The following is a 24760-nucleotide window of genomic DNA, read 5'->3' as shown; positions in this document are numbered from 1 at the left end:
ATGGCGAAGCTCAGCACCGACGAGCTGCTCGACGCGTTCAAGGAGATGACGCTGATCGAGCTCTCCGAGTTCGTGAAGCAGTTCGAGGAGACCTTCGAGGTCACCGCCGCCGCTCCGGTGGCCATGGCCGCGGCCGGCCCGGCCGCCGGCGGTGCCGCCGCCCCGGCCGAGGAGGAGAAGGACGAGTTCGACGTCATCCTCGACGCCGACGGTGGCAAGAAGATCCAGGTCATCAAGGTCGTGCGTGAGCTGACCGGCCTGGGCCTCAAGGAGGCCAAGGACCTGGTCGAGGCCGCGCCGAAGGCCATCCTGGAGAAGGTCAACAAGGAGGCCGCCGAGAAGGCCAAGGCCAAGCTCGAGGGCGAGGGCGCCAAGGTCACCATGAAGTGACCTTGCTCCACCTGACGCGCGTCCGGCTCACGTGAGCCGGGGCACACCGCGTCGCGGCGGGCGGTGATCCGGGAGACCGGGTCGCCGCCCGTCGTGTTGGTGCCACCTGTCGGCGGGCGGCGTGAGCAGGACGTACAGCTTCCTCCCATGGGCCGGTCAGCGACGTCTGTCGGTAGCCCGTCGGTGGGAAAGACACCCCGAGCGGCAACCGGCCCTTGACGCGGCACCGGCCAGGCAGGCACGCTGAACATCAGCAAGACCTTCCGCGCTTGCAACGGCCGCCTCTCGGGTAAGGGCAACGGCAGCACCACCGCCGCGGCACCCGAGCGGACCGGCAGGAGCGTCGCGTTCCGAGCGGCCCGGTCGACCCGGTTTTCCGAGGTCCCAGGGCTTGTTCCGCGACGACCTGCGGGTTGGGCTGGACAGCGGTTAGCCTCTCGGCTACACTGCTAGTTTGCGCTGCCTTCCGACTTGACCCCTGCTCGGAAATGTCCGATTGCGGATATTTCTGGTGGGGTCATTGGAGTGCACGCGTACCAGCCGTTCTGCAGCACCGGTCCTCGGAAGGACGCATCTTGGCAGCTTCCCGCCCTGCGAAGACCAGTCGTACGTCGAGCGCTTTCGCGCCCCGCCGAGTTTCTTTCGGTCGGATCACCGAACACCTCGAGGTCCCCAACCTCCTCGCCATTCAGAACGAGTCCTTCGACTGGCTCGTCGGCAACGAGGCTTGGCAGGGCCGGTCGGCGGACGACCCGCACGCACGCTCGGGTCTCGCGGAGATCCTCGAAGAGATCAGTCCCATTGAGGACTTCTCCGGCACCATGTCGCTCTCCTTCTCGGCTCCGCGCTTCGACGAGGTCAAGGCCTCGATCGAGGAGTGCAAGGAGAAGGACCTGACCTACTGCGCGCCGCTGTTCGTGACCGCGGAGTTCACCAACAACACCACTGGCGAGATCAAGAGCCAGACGGTGTTCATGGGTGACTTCCCGATGATGACGCCGAAGGGCACCTTCATCATCAACGGCACCGAGCGCGTCGTGGTCAGTCAGCTCGTCCGCTCGCCGGGCGTGTACTTCGACAAGCAGCCGGACAAGACCTCCGACCGCGACCTCTCCAGCGTCAAGGTCATCCCGAGTCGGGGTGCCTGGCTGGAGTTCGACATCGACAAGCGCGACACGGTCGGCGTTCGCATCGACCGCAAGCGCCGGCAGGCCGTCACCGTCCTGCTCAAGGCCATCGGATGGTCCGCGGAGCGCATCCGCGAGAAGTTCGGCTGGTCCGAGCTGATGATGACCACGCTCGAGAAGGACCACATCGCCGGGCAGGACGAGGCCCTGCTCGACATCTACCGGAAGCTCCGCCCTGGCGAGCCGCCGACCCGTGAGAACGCCCAGACCCTGCTCGACAACCTCTTCTTCAACCCGAAGCGGTACGACGTCGCCAAGGTCGGGCGCTACAAGTTCAACAAGAAGCTCGAAGTGGACGTGCCGATCACCACCGGCACGCTCACCGAGGACGACATCGTCGCCACCGTGGAGTACCTCTGCCGGCTGCACGCCGGTGAGGAGGGCTACGAGGCCGACGACATCGACCACTTCGGCAACCGTCGCCTGCGTACCGTGGGCGAGCTGATCCAGAACCAGGTCCGGGTGGGTCTCTCCCGGATGGAGCGGGTCGTCCGCGAGCGGATGACCACCCAGGACGTCGAGGCGATCACGCCGCAGACCCTGATCAACATCCGCCCGGTGGTGGCGGCGATCAAGGAGTTCTTCGGTACGTCGCAGCTGTCCCAGTTCATGGACCAGACCAACCCGCTGGCGGGCCTGACCCACCGGCGCCGGCTGAGCGCGCTCGGCCCGGGTGGTCTGTCCCGCGAGCGGGCCGGCTTCGAGGTCCGGGACGTGCACCCGTCCCACTACGGCCGGATGTGCCCGATCGAGACGCCGGAAGGCCCGAACATCGGCCTGATCGGCGCGCTGTCCACGTTCGCCCGGGTCAACCCGTTCGGCTTCATCGAGACGCCGTACCGGAAGGTCATCGACGGCCGGGTCACCGACCAGATCGACTACCTGACCGCGGACGAGGAGGACCGGTTCGTCAAGGCGCAGGCAAACGCCCCGCTGAAGTCGGACGGCACCTTCGCCGAGGACCGCGTCCTGGTCCGCCGTAAGGGCGGCGAGACCGAGGACGTCGCGCCGGGCGCCGTGGACTACATGGACGTGTCGCCGCGGCAGATGACCTCGGTCGCCACCGCGATGATCCCGTTCCTGGAGCACGACGACGCGAACCGCGCGCTCATGGGCGCGAACATGCAGCGTCAGGCGGTGCCGCTGGTCAAGGCCGAGGCCCCGCTGGTCGGTACGGGCATGGAGTACCGCGCCGCGGTCGACGCCGGCGACGTGGTCGTCGCCGAGGTCGGCGGTGTGGTCGAGGACCTGTGCGCGGACTACATCACGGTTCACCAGGACGACGGCCACCGCCGTACGTACCTGCTGCACAAGTTCCGCCGCTCCAACGCCGGCTCCTGCGTCAACCAGAAGCCGGTCGTCTTCGAGGGCGACCGCGTCGAGGCCGGCCAGGTCGTCGCCGACGGTCCGTGCACCGACGAGGGCGAGATGGCGCTCGGACGCAACCTGCTGGTGGCGTTCATGTGCTGGGAGGGCCACAACTACGAGGACGCGATCATCCTGTCGCAGCGCCTCGTGCAGCAGGACGTGCTCACCTCGATCCACATCGAGGAGCACGAGGTCGACGCCCGGGACACCAAGCTCGGCCCGGAGGAGATCACCCGCGACATCCCGAACGTCAGCGAGGAGATGCTCGCCGACCTCGACGAGCGCGGCATCATCCGGATCGGCGCCGAGGTCGTCCCCGGCGACATCCTGGTCGGCAAGGTCACGCCGAAGGGCGAGACCGAGCTGACCCCCGAGGAGCGGCTGCTCCGCGCGATCTTCGGTGAGAAGGCGCGCGAGGTCCGTGACACCTCGCTGAAGGTGCCGCACGGCGAGACCGGCACGGTCATCGGTGTGCGTACCTTCTCCCGCGAGGACGGCGACGAGCTGCCCCCGGGCGTGAACGAGCTGGTCCGGGTCTACGTGGCCCAGAAGCGCAAGATCCAGGACGGTGACAAGCTCGCGGGCCGCCACGGCAACAAGGGCGTCATCTCCAAGATCCTGCCGATCGAGGACATGCCGTTCCTGGAGGACGGCACCCCGGTCGACATCGTGCTGAACCCGCTCGGTGTGCCGTCCCGGATGAACATCGGTCAGGTCCTGGAGACCCACCTCGGGTGGGTGGCCAAGACCGGCTGGAGCGTGGACGGCGACGACGCCGAGTGGAAGCGTCAGCTCCGCTCGATCGACGCGCACGAGTCCGAGCCGGACACCAACGTGGCCACGCCGGTCTTCGACGGTGCCCGCGAGGAGGAGATCTCCGGTCTGCTGGCGTCGACCCTGCCCAACCGGGACGGCAACCAGCTCATCGGTGGCAGCGGCAAGGCGCAGCTGTTCGACGGTCGTTCCGGCGAGCCGCTGCCCGACCCGATCGCGGTCGGCTACGTCTACATCCTGAAGCTCAACCACCTGGTCGACGACAAGATCCACGCCCGGTCGACCGGCCCGTACTCGATGATCACGCAGCAGCCGCTGGGTGGTAAGGCGCAGTTCGGTGGCCAGCGTTTCGGTGAGATGGAGTGCTGGGCCATGCAGGCGTACGGCGCCGCCTACGCCCTGCAGGAGCTGCTGACCATCAAGTCCGACGACGTCCTCGGCCGGGTCAAGGTCTACGAGGCGATCGTCAAGGGCGAGAACATCCCCGAGCCGGGCATCCCGGAGTCGTTCAAGGTGCTGCTCAAGGAGCTGCAGTCGCTGTGCCTCAACGTCGAGGTGCTCTCCAGTGACGGTGTGGCCCTGGAGATGCGCGAGACCGACGACGAGGTGTTCCGGGCGGCGGAGGAGCTGGGCATCGACCTGTCCCGGCGCGAGCCGAGCTCGGTCGAAGAGGTCTGAGGTGGTGATCCGGGGCAGGGTCACCCTGCCCCGGATCCCACCCGTTAGCTAGCAGTACAGACGACGACATAGGGGACATAGTGCTCGACGTCAACTTCTTCGACGAGCTGCGCATCGGCCTCGCCACCGCTGACGACATCCGTCAGTGGTCCCACGGCGAGGTCAAGAAGCCCGAGACCATCAACTACCGCACCCTCAAGCCGGAGAAGGACGGGCTCTTCTGCGAGAAGATCTTCGGTCCGCAGCGGGACTGGGAGTGCTACTGCGGTAAGTACAAGCGGGTCCGCTTCAAGGGCATCATCTGTGAGCGCTGCGGCGTCGAGGTGACCCGCTCCAAGGTTCGCCGGGAGCGGATGGGTCACATCGAGCTTGCCGCTCCGGTGACCCACATCTGGTACTTCAAGGGCGTGCCGAGCCGGCTGGGCTACCTGCTGGACCTCGCCCCGAAGGACCTCGAAAAGATCATCTACTTCGCCTCGTACGTCGTGACGAGCGTGGACGCCGAAGCGCGGCACCGCGACCTCTCGACCATCGAGAACGAGATCCTGGCCGAGAAGCGGCAGGCGGAGAACAGCCGCGACTCGGAGATCGAGAAGCGGGCCGCCAAGCTGGAGGCCGACCTGGCCGAGCTGGAGGCCGAGGGCGCGAAGGCGGACGTCCGGCGCAAGGTCAAGGAGGGCGGAGAGCGCGAGATGCGCCAGATCCGCGACCGGGCCCAGCGCGAGATCGACCGCCTCGACGAGGTTCTCGACACCTTCCGCAAGCTGGAGCCGAAGCAGCTGGTCACCGACGAGCTGCTCTACCGCGAGCTGCGCGACCGCTTCGGTGAGTACTTCACCGGCAGCATGGGCGCCGAGGCGATCAAGGCCCTGGTCCAGAACATGGACCTTGGGGCCGAGGCGGAGAACCTGCGCGAGACCATCCGCTCCGGCAAGGGCCAGCGGAAGATCCGCGCGCTCAAGCGGCTCAAGGTCGTCGCGGCGTTCCAGAACACCCGGAACTCGCCGCTCGGCATGGTGCTGGACTGCGTCCCGGTCATCCCGCCGGACCTGCGCCCGATGGTGCAGCTCGACGGTGGCCGCTTCGCGACCTCCGACCTGAACGACCTGTACCGGCGTGTGATCAACCGGAACAACCGCCTCAAGCGGCTGATCGACCTCGGCGCGCCCGAGATCATCGTCAACAACGAGAAGCGGATGCTCCAGGAGGCCGTCGACGCGCTGTTCGACAACGGCCGTCGCGGTCGTCCGGTCACCGGCCCGGGTAACCGGCCGCTGAAGTCGCTGTCCGACATGCTCAAGGGCAAGCAGGGCCGGTTCCGCCAGAACCTGCTGGGCAAGCGCGTCGACTACTCCGGCCGTTCGGTCATCGTGGTCGGCCCGAAGCTCAAGCTGCACCAGTGCGGCCTGCCCAAGCAGATGGCGCTGGAGCTGTTCAAGCCGTTCGTGATGAAGCGGCTGGTGGACCTCAACCACGCGCAGAACATCAAGTCCGCCAAGCGGATGGTCGAGCGGCAGCGGCCGGTCGTGTGGGACGTGCTGGAAGAGGTCATCGGCGAGCACCCGGTGCTGCTGAACCGCGCGCCGACCCTGCACCGTCTGGGCATCCAGGCATTCGAGCCGCAGCTGGTCGAGGGCAAGGCCATCCAGATCCACCCGCTGGTCTGCACCGCGTTCAACGCCGACTTCGACGGTGACCAGATGGCGGTCCACGTGCCGCTGTCCGCCGAGGCCCAGGCCGAGGCGCGAATCCTGATGCTGTCGTCGAACAACATCCTCAAGCCGGCCGACGGCAAGCCGGTCACCATGCCCACCCAGGACATGGTCATCGGTCTCTACCACCTCACCCACCTCACTGCGGGGGGCAAGGGCGAGGGCCGGGCGTTCAGCTCGGACGCCGAGGCGCGGATGGCGTACGACAACGGCGAGCTGCACCTGCAGACGCCGGTCCGGATCCGGCTGCGCGACGTGGTCGGCGTGGACAACGGCGCCGGCGCCGAGCCGTGGACCGCCCCCGAGGGGTGGACCGAGGGCGAGCCGGTGACCGTGGAGACCACGCTGGGCCGGGTCCTGTTCAACGAGACGCTGCCCCCGGGCTACCGCTTCGTGAACTACGAGATCCGCAAGGGCCAGCTCTCCGCGATCGTCAACGACCTCGCCGAGCGGTTCCCGAAGGTGGCCCTGGCGGCCACCCTGGACGGGCTCAAGGAGGCCGGTTTCCACTGGGCCACCTGGTCCGGCGTCACCATCGGCATGGAGGACGTCATCGCTCCGCCGCGCAAGCGGGAGATCCTGGAGCGGTACGAGAAGGAAGCCGACCGGATCGACAAGCAGTACCAGCGTGGTCTGATGACCGCCGAGGAGCGCCGCGGCGAGCTCATCGAGATCTGGACCAAGGCGACCAACGAGGTCGCCAAGGAGATGGACACCGCGCTGCCGCAGGAGAACCCGCTGTGGAAGATGATCCACTCGGGTGCCCGCGGTAACCTGCTCCAGCTCCGGCAGATCGCGGCGATCCGTGGTCTGGTGGCCAACCCGAAGGGCGAGATCATCCCGCGACCCATCAAGGCGTCGTACCGGGAGGGTCTGTCCGTGCTGGAGTACTTCATCTCCACGCACGGCGCCCGTAAGGGTCTCGCGGACACCGCCCTGCGTACCGCCGACTCGGGTTACCTGACCCGGCGTCTGGTGGACGTCTCGCAGGACGTCATCATCCGCGAGGAGGACTGCGGCACCGACCGCGCCATCCCGATGCAGATCGGCGAGCGCGTCGACGGCAAGCTCGTCGTGCACGAGCACGCCGAGACCAGCGTGCACGCCCGGACGCTGGCCGACGACATCAAGGGGCCGGACGGCACCGTGGTGGCGCACCGCGGCCAGGACCTCAACTCGATCCTGGTGGACGCGATCGTCGCCGCCGGGACCGAGACGGTGCGGGTGCGCAGCGTGCTCACCTGCGAGTCGAAGCTGGGCGTCTGCGGTGCGTGCTACGGCCGCTCGCTGCCGACCGGCAAGACCGTGGACGTCGGCGAGGCGGTCGGCATCATCGCCGCCCAGTCGATCGGTGAGCCGGGTACGCAGCTGACGATGCGTACCTTCCACACCGGTGGTGTCGCGGGTGAGGACATCACCCAGGGTCTGCCCCGTGTCCAGGAGATCTTCGAGGCCCGGGTGCCGAAGGGTAAGGCGCCCATCGCCGACACCCCCGGCCGCATCCGGATCGAGGACGGCGAGCGGTCCCGCAAGATCGTGGTCATCCCGGACGACGGCAGCGACGAGATCGTCTACGACAAGATCTCGAAGCGGGTCCGGCTCCGGGCGCACGACGGCGACCACGTCGAGGTCGGCGAGAAGCTCACCGAGGGCACCATCGACCCGCACGAGCTGCTGCGCATCCTCGGCCCGCGCGCGGTCCAGGTCCACCTGACCCAGGAGGTCCAGGAGGTCTACCGCTCGCAGGGTGTGCTCATCCACGACAAGCACATCGAGATCATCATCCGCCAGATGCTCAAGCGGGTGACGGTCATCGACTCCGGCTCGACCGAGTTCCTGCCGGGTGTGCTGGTCGACCGTGCGCTGTTCGAGTCGGAGAACCGCCGGCTCGTCGGCGAGGGTGGCGAGCCCGCCGCCGGTCGTCCGGTGCTGATGGGTATCACCAAGGCCTCGCTGGCCACGGATTCCTGGCTGTCGGCGGCCTCCTTCCAGGAGACCACCCGGGTGCTGACGGACGCGGCGATCCACGCCCGCAGCGACTCGCTGATCGGCCTCAAGGAGAACGTGATCATCGGTAAGCTCATCCCGGCCGGTACGGGCATCAGCAAGTACCGCAACGTCCGGGTCGAGCCGACCGAGGAGGCGAAGGCCAAGGTCTACTCGATGACCGGCTACCCGGAGACCGACTACGGCTTCGGGCCGGCCAGCGGCCAGGCGGTTCCGCTGGACGACTTCGACTTCGGGTCGTACCGCTAAGCAGTAGGCAACGACGAGGCCCCCGGCATCCGCCGGGGGCCTCGTCGCGTCCGGAGTGCGGGGACCGGCTGCCTTCCGTCGGGACGGACGGCGGGGGCGGGGCATGATGGAGGGCATGACGACAGTGCCCGGGCCGGCGCCTGCCGTGCCGCAGGCGTACCGCCATCCGCACGACCCGGAGCCGGTCCGCTCCACCAAGGCCCGCGCCGTCTTCGCGCTCGGGCTGATCGGCGCGCTCACCGGGTTCTTCATCGGCGGCGCGGTGCCGGCCACCATCGCGCTCATGCTGGCCCGGCAGGCCCGCCGGGAGGCGTACGCCTCGGGTGGTTATCTCACCGGCGCGGACTGGCTGCGGCGCGGCGAGCAGTTGGCGCGGACCGGGCTGGTGCTCACCGCCGCCGCGGTGGTCGCCGCGGTGGTGATCGGTGTGGTCCGGCACGCGGACGCCTCGTTCGGCCACGACTTCGCGCCGACCTTCGACTGACCCGGTGGGGGAGCGGTCCGCGCCCGGCCACCCGGCTGTGATCGGCGACGGTAGCCTGGCCGGTGTCCGCCGCGCGGCGGGCGCGTGTGGACAGGAGGATCCCGTGACGGAACCGGCTGCGCCGGGAGGCGACCCGAACCGCCCCGGGCCGTACCCGCCGGGTCCCGCGTCCGCGCCCGCGCACCAACCGGCGTTCGGGGCGTACCCGGGCAGTCCGCCGGCGCCCGGCGGCGGGTGGCCGGCGCCGGGGAGCGCGCCCGGCCACGGCGGATGGGGTCCGCACGGCGGGCCGGCGCTCCCGCCACCGCCGGCCGAGGCGCCCCGGCCGCCGAAGCGGGTCGACGTGGTGCCGGGTACGCCGTTCGGCGTGGTCCACCTGGACGTTCCGCCGGTCACCTCGGGGCTGGCCATCGGGTCGCTTGTCGCCGGGATCGCCGCGATCGGGGTGTCGCTGCTGGTGTTGTGCTTCGGCCTTGCCGGCCGCGACGTCGGCGGCGCCTGGGCGGCGGGCGCGTTCACGGTGCTCGGCGGTCTGATCGGTGTCGGTGCGGTGGTGGCCGGCCTGCTCGCCCGGCGGCAGGTGCGGCGGCAGCCGCCGCCACCGGCGGTCCGGTTCACCGGCGCCGGGCTGGCCGTGGCCGGGATCTCCTGCGGCGCGGCGGGCCTGCTGTTCGGCCTGCTCGGCCTCGCGCTGGCCCTGGTGGTGCAGATCACCTGAGACTGTGTGCGGGACGCGTGCGGCCGATGACCTGCGTTGAGCGGTATGTCCGGGTCCCCGAGCGCCGGGCGGTCTCGGGGCCGCCGGGTCGCGCGGCGGACGAGCCGGTACACTCGTCACTGTAGGTGCCCATCACCGGCGCGACGGCGACCCGGAGGCCGAGCGGTGGACCGCACAGCGGTCCTTCCCCGACCCATCCGTTTTGACCGGCGCGGCTGTGGTAGGTACTCTTTCCCCTTGTGCCCGGGCGTGCCCGGGCAATGCGTGCGTGCGCTGGAACCGGTCAGCCGGTGATCGCGCGGTCGCACCACCAACACCGAAGATCCGGTACGACGCCTCAGTGGCCGACACCGGGACCGTGACTCGGGCGACACGCCCGACCGCGGGTGCTGGGGAGCCGTCAGGCAGCCCTGGTTGGAATGTAGGAGAGCCGCCCATCCGGGACGGCTAGAGCAGACGGCGCGGTCGCCTCGCAGCGGCCGAAGGGAGCGGAGAAACCCGGTGCCCACCATTCAGCAGTTGGTCCGAAAGGGCCGTCAGGCCAAGACGACCAAGACCAAGACCCCGGCGCTCAAGGGGTCTCCCCAGCGGCGCGGCGTGTGCACCCGCGTGTACACCACCACCCCGAAGAAGCCGAACTCGGCGCTGCGCAAGGTCGCTCGTGTCAAGCTCAGCAGCCAGATCGAGGTGACCGCCTACATCCCGGGCGTCGGCCACAACCTCCAGGAGCACTCGATCGTGCTCGTGCGCGGCGGTCGTGTGAAGGACCTCCCCGGCGTGCGGTACAAGATCGTGCGCGGTTCGCTGGACACCCAGGGTGTCCGCAACCGCAAGCAGGCTCGCAGCCGCTACGGCGCGAAGAAGGAGAAGAGCTGACATGCCGCGTAAGGGACCCGCTCCGCGGAAGCCGCTGGTCGCTGACCCGGTGTACAACTCGCCCCTGGTCACCCAGCTGGTGAACAAGATCCTGATGCGCGGTAAGCGTCAGCTCGCCGAGCGCATCGTGTACGCCGCCCTGGAGGGCTGCCGCGAGAAGTCCGGCACCGACCCGGTCGTCACGCTCAAGCGCGCGATGGACAACGTCAAGCCGACCCTCGAGGTGCGCAGCCGCCGTGTCGGTGGCGCCACCTACCAGGTTCCGGTCGAGGTCCGGCCGTCCCGCGCGACCACCCTCGGTCTGCGCTGGCTGGTGACCTACTCCCGGGCCCGGCGCGAGAAGACCATGGTCGAGCGGCTGATGAACGAGCTGCTGGACGCGAGCAACGGTCTGGGCGCCGCCGTCAAGCGGCGTGAGGACACGCACAAGATGGCCGAGTCCAACAAGGCCTTCGCGCACTACCGCTGGTAACACCTGAGGTTCCGGCGCCCGCCCGGCGCCGGAACCGCCACCAGTTGTGTCGAGACGACGATAAGTAGGGATTGAAGTGGCCGCCGCAGACGCGCTCGCCAACGTACGCAACATTGGCATCATGGCCCACATCGATGCCGGTAAGACCACTACCACCGAGCGAATCCTGTTCTACACCGGCATCACGTACAAGATCGGTGAGGTCCACGAGGGCGCCGCCGTCATGGACTGGATGGAGCAGGAGCAGGAGCGCGGTATCACCATCACTTCCGCCGCCACCAAGTGCGAGTGGAAGGGTCACACGATCCAGATCATCGACACGCCCGGCCACGTCGACTTCACGGTCGAGGTCGAGCGGTCGCTGCGCGTTCTGGACGGTGCGGTCGCGGTCTACGACGGCGTGGCCGGTGTGGAGCCCCAGACCGAGAACGTCTGGCGGCAGGCGGACAAGTACAACGTCCCCCGGATGTGCTTCGTCAACAAGCTCGACCGGACCGGCGCCGACTTCTTCCGCTGCGTGCAGATGATGATCGACCGGCTCAACGCCACCCCGCTGGTCCTCCAGATCCCGATCGGCGCCGAGTCCGACTTCATCGGCGTGGTCGACCTGGTCGAGATGCGGGCGCTGACCTGGCGCGGCGAGACCCAGAAGGGTGAGGACTACGCGGTCGAGGACATCCCGGCCGACCTCGCCGACTCCGCCGCCGAGTGGCGCGAGAAGCTGATGGAGACCCTCGCCGACGTCGACGACTCGGTGATGGAGAAGTACCTCGAGGGCGAGGAGATCTCCGTCGAGGAGATCAAGGCCGCCATCCGCCGGTCCACCATCGCCGGCAAGGCCAACCCGGTCCTCACCGGCACCGCCTTCAAGAACAAGGGCATCCAGCCGATGCTGGACGCGGTCGTCGCGTACCTGCCCTCGCCGCTGGACATCCCGGCGATCGAGGGTACGGCCACCGACGGCGAGACCCCGCTGCAGCGGCAGCCCTCGGTCTCCGAGCCGTTCTCCGGCCTGGCCTTCAAGATCCAGACCGACAAGCACCTCGGCAAGCTGACGTACGTCCGGATCTACTCCGGCACGCTCGAGTCCGGTTCTCAGGTGATCAACTCCACCAAGGACCGTAAGGAGCGGATCGGCAAGATCTACCAGATGCACGCCAACAAGCGTGAGGAGCGCGGCACCGCGCACGCCGGCGACATCATCGCGGTGCAGGGTCTGAAGCAGACCACCACCGGTGACACCCTGAGCGACCCGGCGAACCCGGTCATCCTGGAGTCGATGACCTTCCCGGAGCCGGTCATCGAGGTGGCCATCGAGCCGAAGACCAAGGCCGACCAGGAGAAGCTCAGCACCGCCATCCAGCGGCTGGCCGAGGAGGACCCGACCTTCCGCGTCAAGCTGGACGACCAGACCGGTCAGACGGTCATCTCCGGCATGGGCGAGCTGCACCTGGACATCCTGGTCGACCGGATGCGCCGCGAGTTCAACGTCGAGGCGAACATCGGCAAGCCGCAGGTGGCGTACCGCGAGACCATCCGCCGCAAGGTGGAGAAGATCGAGTACACCCACAAGAAGCAGACCGGTGGTTCCGGCCAGTACGCCCGCGTGATCATCAGCGTGGAGCCGCTGCCGCTCGGCAACGACGCCCCGACCTACGAGTTCGCCAACGCGGTGACCGGTGGCCGCATCCCCCGGGAGTTCATCCCCTCGGTGGACGCGGGCGCGCAGGACGCCATGCAGTACGGCATCCTCGCCGGCTTCCCCCTGGTGGGCGTCAAGCTCACCCTGGTGGACGGCCAGTACCACGAGGTCGACTCGTCGGAGATGGCGTTCAAGATCGCCGGCTCGATGGCGATGAAGGAGGCGGCCCGCAAGGCCGACCCCGCTCTCCTCGAGCCGATGATGGCCGTTGAGGTCACCACTCCTGAGGAGAACATGGGTGACGTCATCGGCGACCTCAACTCCCGGCGTGGCATCATCCAGGCGATGGAGGAGCGCAGCGGCGCTCGCGTCGTCCGGGCCCTGGTGCCGCTGTCGGAGATGTTCGGCTACGTCGGCGACCTGCGGTCGAAGACTCAGGGCCGGGCTAGCTACAGCATGCAGTTCGACTCCTACGCCGAGGTTCCGAACTCGGTGGCCAAGGAGATCATCGCCAAGGCGACGGGTGAGTGACGCTCACCCTCGGCTGATCCGATGACGCGAGGGCGGTCGCGGGAGGGTTCTCCCGCCCGCGGCCACCTCGATCGGGTTGCGTGAGACCGGGCCTGTAGGCTTCATCGCCGCAGAACCCACAAAAGCTCTCCGGCCTTCCGGCCGGAAAGGCTGTCGACAGAGTCCTAAGCGCCGAACCGCGCGCCGGGGCGAACGAACCAAGAAAGTCCACAGGAGGACCCAGTGGCGAAGGCGAAGTTCGAGCGGACTAAGCCGCACGTCAACATCGGCACCATTGGTCACATCGACCACGGTAAGACGACGCTGACGGCGGCCATCACCAAGGTCCTGCACGACCAGTATCCGGACCTGAACCCGTACACGCCGTTCGACGAGATCGACAAGGCGCCGGAGGAGAAGGCCCGCGGCATCACGATCTCCATCGCGCACGTCGAATACCAGACCGAGGCGCGTCACTACGCGCACGTCGACTGCCCCGGTCACGCCGACTACATCAAGAACATGATCACCGGTGCCGCGCAGATGGATGGCGCGATCCTGGTGGTGGCGGCGACCGACGGCCCGATGCCGCAGACCCGCGAGCACGTGCTGCTGGCCCGTCAGGTCGGTGTGCCGTACATCGTCGTGGCGCTCAACAAGAGCGACATGGTCGACGACGAGGAGCTCCTGGAGCTCGTCGAGCTCGAGGTGCGCGAGCTGCTCTCCTCGCAGGAGTACCCGGGTGACGACCTGCCGGTCGTCCAGGTCTCCGCGCTGAAGGCGCTCGAGGGCGACCCGGTGTGGACCGAGAAGCTGCTCGAGCTGATGAGCGCGGTCGACACCGCGATCCCGCAGCCCGAGCGCGAGACCGAGAAGCCGTTCCTCATGCCCGTCGAGGACGTGTTCACGATCACCGGTCGTGGTACCGTCGTCACCGGTCGTGTCGAGCGTGGCGTGCTGCTCCCGAACGAGGACGTCGAGGTCGTCGGCATCCGCGAGAAGGGCTTCAAGACCAAGGTCACCGCGATCGAGATGTTCCGGAAGACCCTGGACGACGCCCGCGCAGGCGAGAACGTCGGCCTGCTGCTGCGTGGCACCAAGCGCGAGGACGTCGAGCGCGGCATGGTGGTCATCAAGCCGGGCACCACGACCCCGCACACGGAGTTCGAGGCGACGGTCTACATCCTCTCCAAGGAGGAGGGCGGCCGGCACACCCCGTTCTTCCAGAACTACCGCCCGCAGTTCTACTTCCGGACCACGGACGTCACCGGCGTCGTCACGCTGCCCGAGGGCACCGAGATGGTCATGCCGGGCGACAACACCTCGATGTCGGTGAAGCTGATCCAGCCCATCGCCATGGAGGAGAACCTGAAGTTCGCGATTCGCGAGGGTGGTCGTACGGTCGGCGCGGGTCGCGTCACCAAGATCATGAAGTGAGCTGGGTAACCCCGATTAGCGTCGCCGCCGGTCGTGCGGCATACTAGTCAGGTTGCGTAACGACAGTCGGTCACCTGCGTCCGGTTGACGCTGGACCTCCGGGAGTCAGGCTGTCTCGCGTGGGGTGGTTGATCGCCATCGGCGGTCAACCACCCTCGCGCGGCGTCCAGGTCGCGGTTCCCGCGATCGGCGCCATGACCCACCGCGTGGTCAGAGAATCGCTCCGGAGGCCCGGGGCGGAGCCTGGCCCACGGGCGCGACACGCCCGACCGCGGGGGTCGGCGGAAGTGGGCCTGTGCCAGCCGGTACAGGCGCCCGCAACACAGCGGCATCGAGAGAAGGAACAGAAGCCACCATGGCGGGACAGAAGATCCGCATCCGGCTCAAGGCCTATGACCACGAGGTCGTCGACTCCTCGGCTCGGAAGATCGTCGAGACGGTGACGCGTACCGGGGCGCAGGTCGCTGGCCCGGTGCCGCTGCCCACGGAGATCAACCGTTTCTGCGTCATCCGCTCGCCGCACAAGTACAAGGACTCGCGCGAGCACTTCGAGATGCGTACGCACAAGCGTCTGATCGACATCATCGACCCGACCCCGAAGACGGTCGACTCGCTCATGCGCCTCGACCTGCCGGCTGGCGTCGACATCGAGATCAAGCTGTAGGGACCGGACAAATGGACAGGCAAGTCAAGGGGATCCTGGGCGCCAAGCTCGGCATGACCCAGGTCTGGGACAACAACAAGGTTGTGCCCGTGACCGTGGTTCAGGCCGGCCCGTGCGTCGTGAGCCAGGTTCGTAGCGCCGACAAGGACGGCTACTCCGCGGTCCAGCTGGCGTACGGGGTCATCGACCCGCGCAAGGTCAAGAAGCCGGTCGCCGGGCACTACGCCAAGGCGGACGTCGCACCGCGCCGGCACATCGTCGAGCTGCGCACCTCCGACGCCGCGGACTACGCGCCGGGCCAGGAGGTCACGGTCGAGGAGTTCCCGGCCGGCGCCGTGATCGACGTGACCGGCAAGACCAAGGGCAAGGGCTACGCCGGCCCGATGAAGCGGCACGGCTTCCACGGTCTGCGCGCCAGCCACGGTGTCGAGCGCAAGCACCGCTCGCCCGGCTCGATCGGCGCCTGCGCGACCCCGGGTCGCGTCTTCAAGGGCACCCGGATGGCGGGCCGGATGGGTGGCGTGCGCTACACCGTCCAGAACCTGACCGTCCAGGCGGTCGACACCGAGAACAACCTCCTGCTCGTCCGCGGCGCCATCCCCGGCCCGAAGGGCGCGCTGGTCCTGGTCCGCACCGCGGCCAAGGCGAGGGTGAAGAAGGGCGGTGTGGCCAAGTGACCACCGTTGACGTCATCAACGTCGAAGGCGCCAAGAGCGGCTCCGTCGAGCTGCCGGCCGACATCTTCGACGCGCAGGCCAACATCGCCCTGATGCACCAGGTCGTGGTGGCCCAGCTTGCGGCGGCCCGCCAGGGTACGCACAAGACGAAGACCCGCGGCGAGGTCTCCGGTGGAGGCAGGAAGCCGTACAAGCAGAAGGGCACCGGTCGTGCCCGCCAGGGCTCGACCCGCGCTCCGCAGTTCGCCGGCGGTGGCGTGGTCCACGGCCCGGTGCCGCGCGACTACAGCCAGCGCACCCCGAAGAAGATGAAGGCCGCCGCCCTGCGTGGCGCCCTCTCCGACCGGGCCCGCGCCGGCCAGGTGCACGTCGTCGAGGCGTTCGTCTCGGGTGAGAAGCCGTCCACCAAGGCGGCCCTGACCACGCTGACCAAGCTGACCGAGGCCCGTCGGGTCCTGGTCGTGCTGAGCAGCACCGACGAGCTGAACTGGGTGTCGCTGCGGAACCTGCGCAACGCGCGGGACAGCCGGGTGCACCTGATCGAGGCCGGCCAGCTCAACACCTACGACGTGCTGGTGGCCGACGACGTGGTCTTCACCAAGGAGGCCCTGGACGAGTTCCTGGGCGTGCCGGCCGAGACCACCGAGGAGGATGGCAAGTGAGCACGATCGCCGATCCGCGTGACGTCATCGTCGCGCCGGTCGTCTCGGAGAAGAGCTACAGCGAGCTGAACCGGAACTGGTACACCTTCCTGGTGCACCCGGACGCCAACAAGACCGAGATCAAGATCGCTATCCAGCAGATCTTCAACGTCCGCGTCCTGACGGTCAACACGCTCAACCGCGAGGGCAAGCGCAAGCGGACCCGTACCGGGTTCGGCAAGCGCAAGGACACCAAGCGCGCGATGGTGAAGCTGGCTGACGGTGACCGTATCGAGGCCTTCGGCGGCCCGGTCAGCTGAGGGGTGTAGACAATGGCTATCCGTAAGTACAAGCCGACGACGCCGGGCCGGCGTGGCTCGAGCGTTGCCGACTTCGCCGAGATCACCCGGTCCACGCCGGAGAAGTCGCTGCTGGCTCCGCTGCCGAAGAAGGGCGGACGCAACGCTCACGGCCGGATCACCACGCGGCACCACGGTGGCGGCCACAAGCGCCAGTACCGTCTGATCGACTTCAAGCGGGTCGACAAGGACGGCGTGCCGGCGAAGGTCGCTCACATCGAGTACGACCCGAACCGCACCGCGCGCATCGCGCTGCTGCACTACGCCGACGGCGAGAAGCGCTACATCATCGCGCCGAAGGACCTGAAGCAGGGCGACCGCGTCGAGTCCGGTCCGGGCGCCGACATCAAGCCGGGTAACAACCTGCCGCTGCGCAACATCCCGGTCGGTACCACCATCCACAACGTGGAGCTGCGTCCGGGGGGCGGCGCCAAGCTGGCCCGCTCGGCCGGCGTCGGCATCCAGCTGCTCGGCCGTGAGGGCGTGTACGCGACCCTGCGTATGCCGTCCGGTGAGATCCGGCGTGTGGACGTGCGCTGCCGCGCCAGCATCGGCGAGATCGGCAACGCCGACCAGTCGAACATCAACTGGGGTAAGGCCGGCCGTATGCGGTGGAAGGGCAAGCGCCCGACCGTCCGTGGTGTCGCCATGAACCCGGTCGACCACCCGCACGGTGGTGGTGAGGGTAAGACCTCCGGTGGTCGCCACCCGGTCAACCCGCAGGGTAAGCCCGAGGGCCGCACCCGTCGTAAGGGCCAGCCGAGCGACCGGCTGATCGTCCGCCGCCGCTACGCCACGCGTAAGCGCGGCTGAGGGAGATAAGACATGCCTCGCAGCCTGAAGAAGGGCCCGTTCGTCGACGACCACCTGCTCAAGAAGGTGGAGACGCAGAACGACAAGGGCTCGAAGAACGTCATCAAGACCTGGTCGCGGCGCTCGACGATCATCCCGGAGATGCTGGGTCACACGATCGCCGTGCACGACGGACGCAAGCACGTCCCGGTCTTCGTGACCGAGGCCATGGTCGGGCACAAGCTCGGCGAGTTCGCGCTGACCCGCACGTTCAAGGGTCACGAGAAGGACGACCGGAAGAGCCGCCGGCGCTGACGCCGCGGGCATACGGATAGAGGAACAAGGGGTTACAGCGATGCCAGGAAAGGGCGACGCTCCGGTGCTTCCGGGCGCGCGGGCGGTTGCGCGGCACGTGCGCATCTCGCCGATGAAGGCGCGCCGGGTGGTCAACCTCGTCCGCGGCCTGCCCGCGAAGGAGGCTCTCACGGTGCTGCAGTTCGCGCCGCAGGCTGCGAGCGAGCAGGTGTACAAGGTGCTCGCTAGCGCGATCGCCAACGCGGAGAACAACGAGCGGCTGGACCCCGACGCGCTGCTCGTCAGCGAGGCGTTCGTCGACGAGGGCCCGACCATGAAGCGGTTCCGGCCGCGGGCGCAGGGCCGGGCGTACCGGATCCGCAAGCGCACGTGCCACATCACCGTGGCGGTCGAGGCGGTCGCGCCGGCCGCGCCGAAGAAGTCGGCGAAGAAGGCCGCTCCGGCCAAGCCGGCCGCTGAGGAGCAGAGCACGACGGAGGGTGCCGAGTAATGGGTCAGAAGGTTCACCCGACCGGGTTCCGGCTCGGCATCTCGACCGACTGGAAGTCCCGCTGGTTCGCGGACAAGCTCTACAAGGACTACATCGGCGAGGACGTCAAGATCCGCCGGATGATGTCCAAGGGCCTTGAGCGTGCCGGCATCTCCAAGGTCGACATCGAGCGCACCCGCGACCGGGTCCGCGTCGACATCCACACCGCCCGGCCGGGCATCGTCATCGGCCGTAAGGGTGCGGAGGCCGACCGGATCCGCGGCGAGCTGGAGAAGCTCACCGGCAAGCAGGTCCAGCTGAACATCATCGAGGTCAAGAACCCCGAGTCGGACGCGCAGCTCGTCGCCCAGGGCGTCGCCGAGCAGCTCTCCAGCCGGGTCAGCTTCCGCCGTGCCATGCGCAAGGCGATGCAGTCCGCGATGAAGAACCCCGCCTGCAAGGGCATCCGGGTTCAGGTCTCGGGCCGTCTCGGCGGCGCCGAGATGAGCCGGACCGAGTTCTACCGCGAGGGCCGGGTTCCGCTGCACACGCTGCGGGCCAACATCGAGTACGGCTTCTTCGAGGCCCGTACCACCTTCGGCCGGATCGGCGTGAAGGTCTGGATCTACAAGGGCGACGCCGTCCCGGGCCGCGAGGCCCCGGCCGAGGCCGCCCCGTCGCGCGGCCCGCGCCGCGACCGTGGCGACCGGCCGGACCGGCCGCGCCGTGGCCGCTCGGGCTCGTCCGGTACGACCGCCGGTGGCACCGAGGCCGGCCGGGCTGCCGCGACCACCATCGCGCAGCAGGCGGAGACGCCGGCCGGTGAGCCGGTCGACAGCAGCGCTGTCGCCGCGGCCGCCTCGGCTCCGGTCGGTAACCAGCCGGCAGAAACGCAGCAGGAGGGCTGACAGATGCTGATGCCGCGCAAGCCCCCGAAGGGCTTCCGCAAGCCGCACCACCCGGACCGCAGTGGCGCGTCCAAGGGTGGTAACCGGGTGGTGTTCGGCGAGTTCGGGATCCAGGCTCTCGAGCCGGCGTACGTGACCAACCGCCAGATCGAGTCGGCGCGTATCGCGATGACCCGCCACATCAAGCGTGGCGGCAAGGTCTGGATCACGATCTTCCCGGACCAGGCCCTCACCAAGAAGCCGGCCGAGACCCGGATGGGTTCCGGTAAGGGTTCGCCCGAGTGGTGGGTCGCCAACGTCAAGCCGGGGCGGGTCCTCTTCGAGATGTCCTTCCCCAACGAGCAGATCGCGCGAGAGGCGATGCGTCGCGCGATCCACAAGCTCCCGATGAAGTGCCGCATTGTTACGCGCGAAGTGGGTGAATCCTGATGGCAGCTGGCGTCAAGCCCTCCGAGCTGCGTGAGCTCTCCGAGGAGGAGCTGGTCACGAAGTTGCGCGAGGCGAAGGCGGAGCTGTTCAACCTCCGCGTGCAGGGCGCGACCGGGCAGCTGGACAACAACCGGCGGCTGCAGGTCATCCGTCGGGAGATCGCCCGGATCTACACGATCATGCGTGAGCGCGAGCTGGGTCTCTCGGCCGCGCCGACTGAGGTGACTGCATCATGAGTGAGAACACCACCGCCCCCGCGCGGTCCCGCCGCAAGGTCCGCGAGGGCCTCGTGGTCAGCGACAAGATGGACAAGACCATCGTGGTCGAGGTCGAGGACCGGGTCAAGCACGCGCTGTACGGCAAGATCATGCGCCGTACGCGCAAGCTGAAGGTGCACGACGAGCAGAACTCGGCCGGCCTCGGCGACCGGGTCCTGATCATGGAGACCCGGCCGCTGTCCGCCACCAAGCGCTGGCGGCTCGTGGAGATCCTCGAGAAGGCCAAGTAGCGAAGGCTCGAGCTCGGCCGGTCTCGGTCGGGCGCAGGTTCCGCCAGGCTCCGGCCGCCCCGAGCGGCCGGAGAACCGGCAGACATAGGAGATAGACGTGATTCAGCAGGAGTCGCGACTGCGCGTCGCCGACAACACGGGTGCCCGGGAGATCCTGTGCATCCGGGTGCTCGGCGGCTCCGGTCGGCGCTACGCGAGCATCGGCGACGTCATCGTGGCCACCGTCAAGGACGCGATCCCCGGTGCCGGTGTGAAGAAGGGCGACGTCGTCAAGGCCGTCGTCGTTCGGACCGCCAAGGAGAGGCGGCGGCCGGACGGGTCGTACATCCGCTTCGACGAGAACGCCGCCGTCATCATCAAGGACGGTGGGGACCCGCGCGGTACCCGTATCTTCGGCCCGGTGGGCCGGGAGCTGCGGGACAAGCGGTTCATGAAGATCATCTCTCTCGCGCCGGAGGTGTTGTGACCGTGAAGGTCAAGAAGGGCGACACGGTCGTCGTCATCGCCGGCAAGGACAAGGGTGCCAAGGGTAAGGTCATCGCGGCCTACCCGCGGCAGGACAAGGTCCTGGTCGAGGGCGTGAACCGGGTCAAGAAGCACACCCGCATCAGCACCACCCAGCGTGGCGCCAAGACCGGTGGCATCGTCACCCAGGAGGCCCCGATCCACGTCTCGAACGTGATGGTCCTGGACTCCGACGGCAAGCCGACCCGCGTCGGCTACCGGATCGACGACAACGGCCAGAAGGTCCGCATCGCGCGTAGCACCGGTAAGGACCTCTGATGACCACGGCTACCGAAACCAAGACCCTGCCGCGCCTCAAGGAGCGGTACCGCAACGAGATCGTGGGCGAGCTGCAGAAGCAGTTCGAGTTCGCCAACCCGATGCAGGTGCCGCGGCTGGTCAAGATCGTCGTCAACATGGGTGTCGGCGAGGCCGCTCGCGACGCCAAGCTGATCGACGGGGCCGTCCGCGACCTGGCCACCATCACCGGCCAGAAGCCGCAGGTCCGGCGGGCCACCAAGTCCATCGCGCAGTTCAAGCTCCGCGAGGGCATGCCGATCGGCGCGAAGGTCACCCTGCGCGGCGACCGGATGTGGGAGTTCCTGGACCGGCTGCTCTCGATCGCGCTGCCGCGTATCCGTGACTTCCGCGGCCTGGACGGGCGCAAGCTCGACGGGCACGGCAACTACACGTTCGGTCTGACCGAGCAGTCGGTGTTCCACGAGATCGATCAGGACAAGATCGATCGCCAGCGGGGCATGGACATCACGGTGGTCACGACCGCCACGACCGACGACGAGGGCCGGGCGCTGCTCAAGTTCCTGGGCTTCCCGTTCAAGGAGAACTGAGATGGCCAAGAAGGCGCTGATCATCAAGGCGGCCGCGAAGCCGAAGTTCTCGGTTCGCGCGTACACCCGCTGCCAGCGGTGCGGGCGTCCGAAGGCGGTCTACCGCAAGTTCGGTCTCTGCCGGGTGTGCATCCGGGAGATGGCCCACCGCGGTGAGCTGCCCGGCGTGTCCAAGGCTTCCTGGTAATAGCCCGGCGCGCTCCGGCGCGTCAGCTGAACTGTCTCTTCGCCGTAGGCCCCGGGCCTGGCCCGGGGAACCCCGGCGAGAAAGGTTGACGAGTTTTCATGACGATGACCGACCCGATCGCAGACATGCTCACGCGTCTGCGTAACGCCAACCAGGCGTACCACGACCGGGTGACGATGCCCTACTCGAAGATCAAGGCGAACATCGCCGAGGTCCTCAAGGCCGAGGGTTACATCGCCACCTGGTTGGTCGAGGAGCCCGAGGAGGGCGCCGTCGGCAAGCGACTGGTCGTCGAGCTGAAGTACGGCCAGAACCGCGAGCGGAGCCTGGCCGGCATCAAGCGCGTGTCCAAGCCCGGTCTCCGGGTGTACGCCAAGTCGGACGGGCTCCCGCGGGTGCTCGGTGGGCTGGGCGTGGCGATCATTTCGACGTCCCAGGGGCTGCTCACCGACCGGCAGGCCCGCAAGCGGAGCGTTGGCGGGGAAGTCCTCGCCTTCGTCTGGTAACGGGAGACAGGTAGAAATGTCGCGTATTGGACGTAAGTCGATCCCGGTGCCTGCCGGCGTCGACATCACGATCGACGGCCGGACCGTCAAGGTCAAGGGCCCCAAGGGCGAGCTGAGCCACGTGCTGGCCGAGCCGATCACGGCGGAGCGGGGCGAGGACGGCGAACTGCACGTCAACCGGCCCAACGACGAGCGCAAGGCCAAGGAGCTGCACGGCCTGAGCCGTACGCTGGTGGCCAACATGATCGTCGGGGTGACCGAGGGCTACCGCAAGAGCCTGGAGATCGCCGGCACCGGTTACCGCGTGACCGCCAAGGGCAAGGACCTGGAGTTCGCGCTCGGGTTCTCGCACCCGGTCCTCGTGCCGGCACCGGACGGCATCACCTTCACTGTCGAGAAGCCGACGCTGTTCCACGTGGCCGGCATCGACAAGCAGCAGGTCGGCGAGGTCGCCGCCAACATCCGGAAGATCCGTCCGCCGGAGCCCTACAAGGGCAAGGGCGTGAAGTACCAGGGCGAGGTCATCCGCCGCAAGGCTGGAAAGGCAGGTAAGAAGTGAGCGCCACGCTGCTCAAGCGCCGCCGCGGCGTCGCCGCCAAGCGTGCCGTCGGGCGTGCGCGTCGGCACTTCCGGGTCCGCAAGAACGTCAGCGGCACCGCCGAGCGCCCTCGCCTGGTCGTCACCCGCTCCCTGCGGCACATGGTGGCCCAGGTCGTGGACGACGCCAAGGGTCACACCCTGGCGTCGGCCTCGACCATGGACGCCTCGCTGCGTGGCGCCGAGGGCGACAAGAGCGCCCTGGCCGGCAAGGTCGGCGCCCTGCTTGCCGAGCGTGCCAAGGCCGCCGGCGTCTCGAAGGTCGTCTTCGACCGTGGTGGCAACCGGTACGCGGGGCGTGTCGCCGCGCTTGCCGACGCCGCCCGCGAAGCCGGGCTCGAGTTCTAGAAACCCCGTCACGAGAGAGAAGGAAGGCTGCTGATGCCAGGTCAACAGCGCCGTGGCGGCGGGTCCGGTGGCAACGAGGGTGGTCGCCGCGACAACCGCCGTGAGGGCGGCCGCGGAAACGCGCCCGTCGAGAAGACCCCGCACCTCGAGCGGGTCGTCGCGATCAACCGCGTCGCCAAGGTCGTGAAGGGTGGTCGTCGCTTCAGCTTCACCGCCCTCGTGATCGTGGGCGACGGCGACGGCACCGTCGGTGTGGGCTACGGAAAGGCCAAGGAGGTGCCCGCGGCGATCGCCAAGGGCGTCGAGGAGGCCAAGAAGCACTTCTTCAAGGTGCCGCGCATCGGCCAGTCGATCCCGCACCCGATCACGGGTGAGGCCGCGGCCGGTGTGGTGCTGCTCAAGCCGGCCTCCGCCGGTACGGGTGTCATCGCCGGTGGTCCGGTGCGTGCCGTGCTGGAGTGCGCGGGTATCCACGACGTGCTCTCCAAGAGCCTCGGCTCGTCCAACCCGATCAACATCGTGCACGCCACTGTGGCGGCTCTGAAGGGGCTCGAGTCCCCGGAGCAGGTCGCGGCTCGTCGTGGTCTGCCGGTCGAGGACGTCGCGCCGGCCGCCATGCTGGCGTCGCGGGCGGGGGTGGCGTCCTGATGGCACGCCTGAAGGTCACCCAGGTCCGGTCCGAGATCGGGACCAAGCGCAACCAGCGTGAGTCGCTGCGTTCGCTCGGTCTCAAGCGGATCAACGACGTGGTGGTCAAGGAGGACCGGCCGGAGATCCGTGGCATGATCTTCACGGTCAACCACCTCGTGAAGGTCGAGGAGGTCGAGTAATGACGATCAAGGTGCACCACCTGCGTCCGGCTCCCGGCGCCAAGACCGACAAGACCCGTGTGGGTCGCGGTGAGGGCTCGAAGGGCAAGACGGCCGGCCGCGGTACCAAGGGTTCCAAGGCCCGGAAGAACATCTCGCCGGCGTTCGAGGGTGGGCAGATGCCCATCCACATGCGCCTGCCGAAGATGAAGGGCTTCAAGAACAAGTTCAAGGTCGTGTTCCAGGTGGTCAACCTGGACCGGCTGGCCGAGCTGTTCCCGAACGGCGGCCAGGTCGGCCCGGTCGAGCTGGTCGAGGCCGGCGCGGTCCGCAAGGGTCACCCGGTCAAGGTGCTCGGCACCGGCGACCTCGGTGGCGTGTCTCTCCAGGTTTCGGCGCACGCGTTCAGCGCGTCGGCCAAGGAGAAGATCACCGCCGCCGGTGGCTCGGTCACGGAGCTGTAAGGCGATGTCCACGGCGCCCGCTCAGTTGTTCGCAACTGGGCGGGCGCCATGGTCTACCGGCGACGTGTGCGCCGGGTAACATCGGATTCGGTTTATGTAGCCGGGCGCATCTGCCCGGACCGGGGCCGGGCTGTTAGAGTCCGTTCCCAGCCATGGATACCGGACACTCCGTCCGGCACCACCCCGCCCCGCCAGGGATTCGTCACCGGCGGCCCGCGTCGCGCAGGAGGA

Annotated in this window: 30 protein-coding genes; all 30 read left to right on the top strand. The window is 68.3% G+C overall.

Annotated features, from left to right (window positions below):
• The 30 genes from rplL to rplO all read left to right on the top strand — a co-directional run bounded on the left by rplL (position 1) and on the right by rplO (position 24529).
• A complete protein-coding gene (gene rplL / locus ACFYO8_RS04465) occupies positions 1-390 on the top strand; it encodes a 50S ribosomal protein L7/L12 (RefSeq protein WP_354870363.1) in 390 nt (129 codons plus the stop codon).
• 575 nt (positions 391-965) lie between these two features.
• Entirely contained in the window at positions 966-4397 is a 3432-nt protein-coding gene (locus ACFYO8_RS04460; RefSeq protein WP_354870365.1) for a DNA-directed RNA polymerase subunit beta, read from the top strand.
• A gap of 80 nt (positions 4398-4477) precedes the next feature.
• Entirely contained in the window at positions 4478-8365 is a 3888-nt protein-coding gene (locus ACFYO8_RS04455) for a DNA-directed RNA polymerase subunit beta' (RefSeq protein ID WP_354870368.1), read from the top strand.
• Between the two features lie 115 nt (positions 8366-8480).
• Entirely contained in the window at positions 8481-8849 is a 369-nt protein-coding gene (locus ACFYO8_RS04450) for a hypothetical protein (protein ID WP_354870370.1), read from the top strand.
• Positions 8850-9195: 346 nt separating this feature from the next.
• Entirely contained in the window at positions 9196-9567 is a 372-nt protein-coding gene (locus ACFYO8_RS04445; RefSeq protein WP_354870787.1) for a hypothetical protein, read from the top strand.
• A 501-nt stretch (positions 9568-10068) separates the two neighbouring features.
• Positions 10069-10443: a 30S ribosomal protein S12 gene (gene rpsL / locus ACFYO8_RS04440; protein WP_007465318.1), complete on the top strand. Its 375-nt coding sequence runs from the start codon at positions 10069-10071 to the stop codon at positions 10441-10443.
• Between the two features lies 1 nt (position 10444).
• On the top strand, positions 10445-10915 hold the full coding sequence (gene rpsG / locus ACFYO8_RS04435; protein WP_073828950.1) for a 30S ribosomal protein S7: 471 nt from the start codon (positions 10445-10447) through the stop codon (positions 10913-10915).
• 76 nt (positions 10916-10991) lie between these two features.
• A complete protein-coding gene (fusA, locus tag ACFYO8_RS04430) occupies positions 10992-13088 on the top strand; it encodes an elongation factor G (RefSeq protein ID WP_354870372.1) in 2097 nt (698 codons plus the stop codon).
• 222 nt (positions 13089-13310) lie between these two features.
• Positions 13311-14504, top strand: a complete 1194-nt coding sequence (gene tuf, locus ACFYO8_RS04425; protein WP_184688631.1) for an elongation factor Tu — start codon at positions 13311-13313, stop codon at positions 14502-14504.
• Between the two features lie 355 nt (positions 14505-14859).
• Positions 14860-15168, top strand: coding sequence for a 30S ribosomal protein S10 (gene rpsJ, locus ACFYO8_RS04420; protein WP_007073037.1), 309 nt, complete (start codon positions 14860-14862; stop codon positions 15166-15168).
• A gap of 11 nt (positions 15169-15179) precedes the next feature.
• Positions 15180-15845: a 50S ribosomal protein L3 gene (rplC, locus tag ACFYO8_RS04415; RefSeq protein WP_354870375.1), complete on the top strand. Its 666-nt coding sequence runs from the start codon at positions 15180-15182 to the stop codon at positions 15843-15845.
• Positions 15842-16507: a 50S ribosomal protein L4 gene (gene rplD, locus ACFYO8_RS04410; protein WP_354870377.1), complete on the top strand. Its 666-nt coding sequence runs from the start codon at positions 15842-15844 to the stop codon at positions 16505-16507. Before rplC ends, rplD begins: the two co-directional genes overlap by 4 nt.
• The gene (rplW, locus tag ACFYO8_RS04405; RefSeq protein ID WP_013288632.1) at positions 16504-16806 is read left to right on the top strand and encodes a 50S ribosomal protein L23; all 303 of its coding nucleotides are present in this window, start codon (positions 16504-16506) and stop codon (positions 16804-16806) included. The genes rplD and rplW overlap by 4 nt, the downstream gene beginning before the upstream one ends.
• A 12-nt stretch (positions 16807-16818) precedes the next feature.
• Positions 16819-17658 carry a 50S ribosomal protein L2 gene (rplB, locus tag ACFYO8_RS04400; RefSeq protein ID WP_088998353.1) on the top strand — a complete coding sequence of 280 codons (840 nt, stop codon included), beginning with the start codon at positions 16819-16821 and terminating at the stop codon, positions 17656-17658.
• A gap of 12 nt (positions 17659-17670) precedes the next feature.
• A complete protein-coding gene (gene rpsS / locus ACFYO8_RS04395) occupies positions 17671-17952 on the top strand; it encodes a 30S ribosomal protein S19 (RefSeq protein ID WP_007073032.1) in 282 nt (93 codons plus the stop codon).
• 40 nt (positions 17953-17992) lie between these two features.
• Positions 17993-18442, top strand: a complete 450-nt coding sequence (gene rplV, locus ACFYO8_RS04390; RefSeq protein WP_018784552.1) for a 50S ribosomal protein L22 — start codon at positions 17993-17995, stop codon at positions 18440-18442.
• Positions 18442-19329, top strand: a complete 888-nt coding sequence (gene rpsC / locus ACFYO8_RS04385) for a 30S ribosomal protein S3 (RefSeq protein WP_013473694.1) — start codon at positions 18442-18444, stop codon at positions 19327-19329. Before rplV ends, rpsC begins: the two co-directional genes overlap by 1 nt.
• 3 nt (positions 19330-19332) lie before the next feature.
• Positions 19333-19758, top strand: coding sequence for a 50S ribosomal protein L16 (rplP, locus tag ACFYO8_RS04380; RefSeq protein ID WP_007465292.1), 426 nt, complete (start codon positions 19333-19335; stop codon positions 19756-19758).
• The gene (gene rpmC, locus ACFYO8_RS04375) at positions 19758-19994 is read left to right on the top strand and encodes a 50S ribosomal protein L29 (protein WP_354870384.1); all 237 of its coding nucleotides are present in this window, start codon (positions 19758-19760) and stop codon (positions 19992-19994) included. The genes rplP and rpmC overlap by 1 nt, the downstream gene beginning before the upstream one ends.
• A complete protein-coding gene (gene rpsQ, locus ACFYO8_RS04370; protein ID WP_354870387.1) occupies positions 19991-20266 on the top strand; it encodes a 30S ribosomal protein S17 in 276 nt (91 codons plus the stop codon). The genes rpmC and rpsQ overlap by 4 nt, the downstream gene beginning before the upstream one ends.
• Before the next feature lie 97 nt (positions 20267-20363).
• Complete coding sequence (rplN, locus tag ACFYO8_RS04365) at positions 20364-20732, top strand: 50S ribosomal protein L14 (protein ID WP_007465279.1); 369 nt, start codon at positions 20364-20366, stop codon at positions 20730-20732.
• A complete protein-coding gene (gene rplX, locus ACFYO8_RS04360; RefSeq protein WP_013288626.1) occupies positions 20729-21049 on the top strand; it encodes a 50S ribosomal protein L24 in 321 nt (106 codons plus the stop codon). The genes rplN and rplX overlap by 4 nt, the downstream gene beginning before the upstream one ends.
• On the top strand, positions 21049-21618 hold the full coding sequence (gene rplE, locus ACFYO8_RS04355; RefSeq protein WP_354870391.1) for a 50S ribosomal protein L5: 570 nt from the start codon (positions 21049-21051) through the stop codon (positions 21616-21618). The genes rplX and rplE overlap by 1 nt, the downstream gene beginning before the upstream one ends.
• Position 21619: 1 nt before the next feature.
• Complete coding sequence (locus tag ACFYO8_RS04350) at positions 21620-21805, top strand: type Z 30S ribosomal protein S14 (RefSeq protein ID WP_007465272.1); 186 nt, start codon at positions 21620-21622, stop codon at positions 21803-21805.
• A gap of 98 nt (positions 21806-21903) precedes the next feature.
• On the top strand, positions 21904-22311 hold the full coding sequence (gene rpsH / locus ACFYO8_RS04345) for a 30S ribosomal protein S8 (protein WP_067301438.1): 408 nt from the start codon (positions 21904-21906) through the stop codon (positions 22309-22311).
• Between the two features lie 16 nt (positions 22312-22327).
• Positions 22328-22870, top strand: coding sequence for a 50S ribosomal protein L6 (gene rplF, locus ACFYO8_RS04340; protein WP_018784558.1), 543 nt, complete (start codon positions 22328-22330; stop codon positions 22868-22870).
• Positions 22871-22878: 8 nt separating this feature from the next.
• Entirely contained in the window at positions 22879-23256 is a 378-nt protein-coding gene (gene rplR, locus ACFYO8_RS04335) for a 50S ribosomal protein L18 (RefSeq protein WP_354870789.1), read from the top strand.
• 33 nt (positions 23257-23289) lie between these two features.
• Positions 23290-23904, top strand: a complete 615-nt coding sequence (gene rpsE, locus ACFYO8_RS04330) for a 30S ribosomal protein S5 (RefSeq protein WP_354870395.1) — start codon at positions 23290-23292, stop codon at positions 23902-23904.
• Positions 23904-24086, top strand: a complete 183-nt coding sequence (gene rpmD, locus ACFYO8_RS04325; protein WP_018784560.1) for a 50S ribosomal protein L30 — start codon at positions 23904-23906, stop codon at positions 24084-24086. The genes rpsE and rpmD overlap by 1 nt, the downstream gene beginning before the upstream one ends.
• On the top strand, positions 24086-24529 hold the full coding sequence (gene rplO / locus ACFYO8_RS04320) for a 50S ribosomal protein L15 (protein WP_018784561.1): 444 nt from the start codon (positions 24086-24088) through the stop codon (positions 24527-24529). The genes rpmD and rplO overlap by 1 nt, the downstream gene beginning before the upstream one ends.
• The last annotated feature ends 231 nt before the right edge of the window (positions 24530-24760 follow it).

The organism is Micromonospora sp. NPDC005257 (genome assembly GCF_042872445.1).
In the GTDB taxonomy this organism is placed as follows: Bacteria; Actinomycetota; Actinomycetes; order Mycobacteriales; family Micromonosporaceae; genus Micromonospora.
The sequence above is the reverse complement of the archived record's forward strand: the minus strand, read 5'-3'. Positions and strand labels throughout refer to the sequence as shown.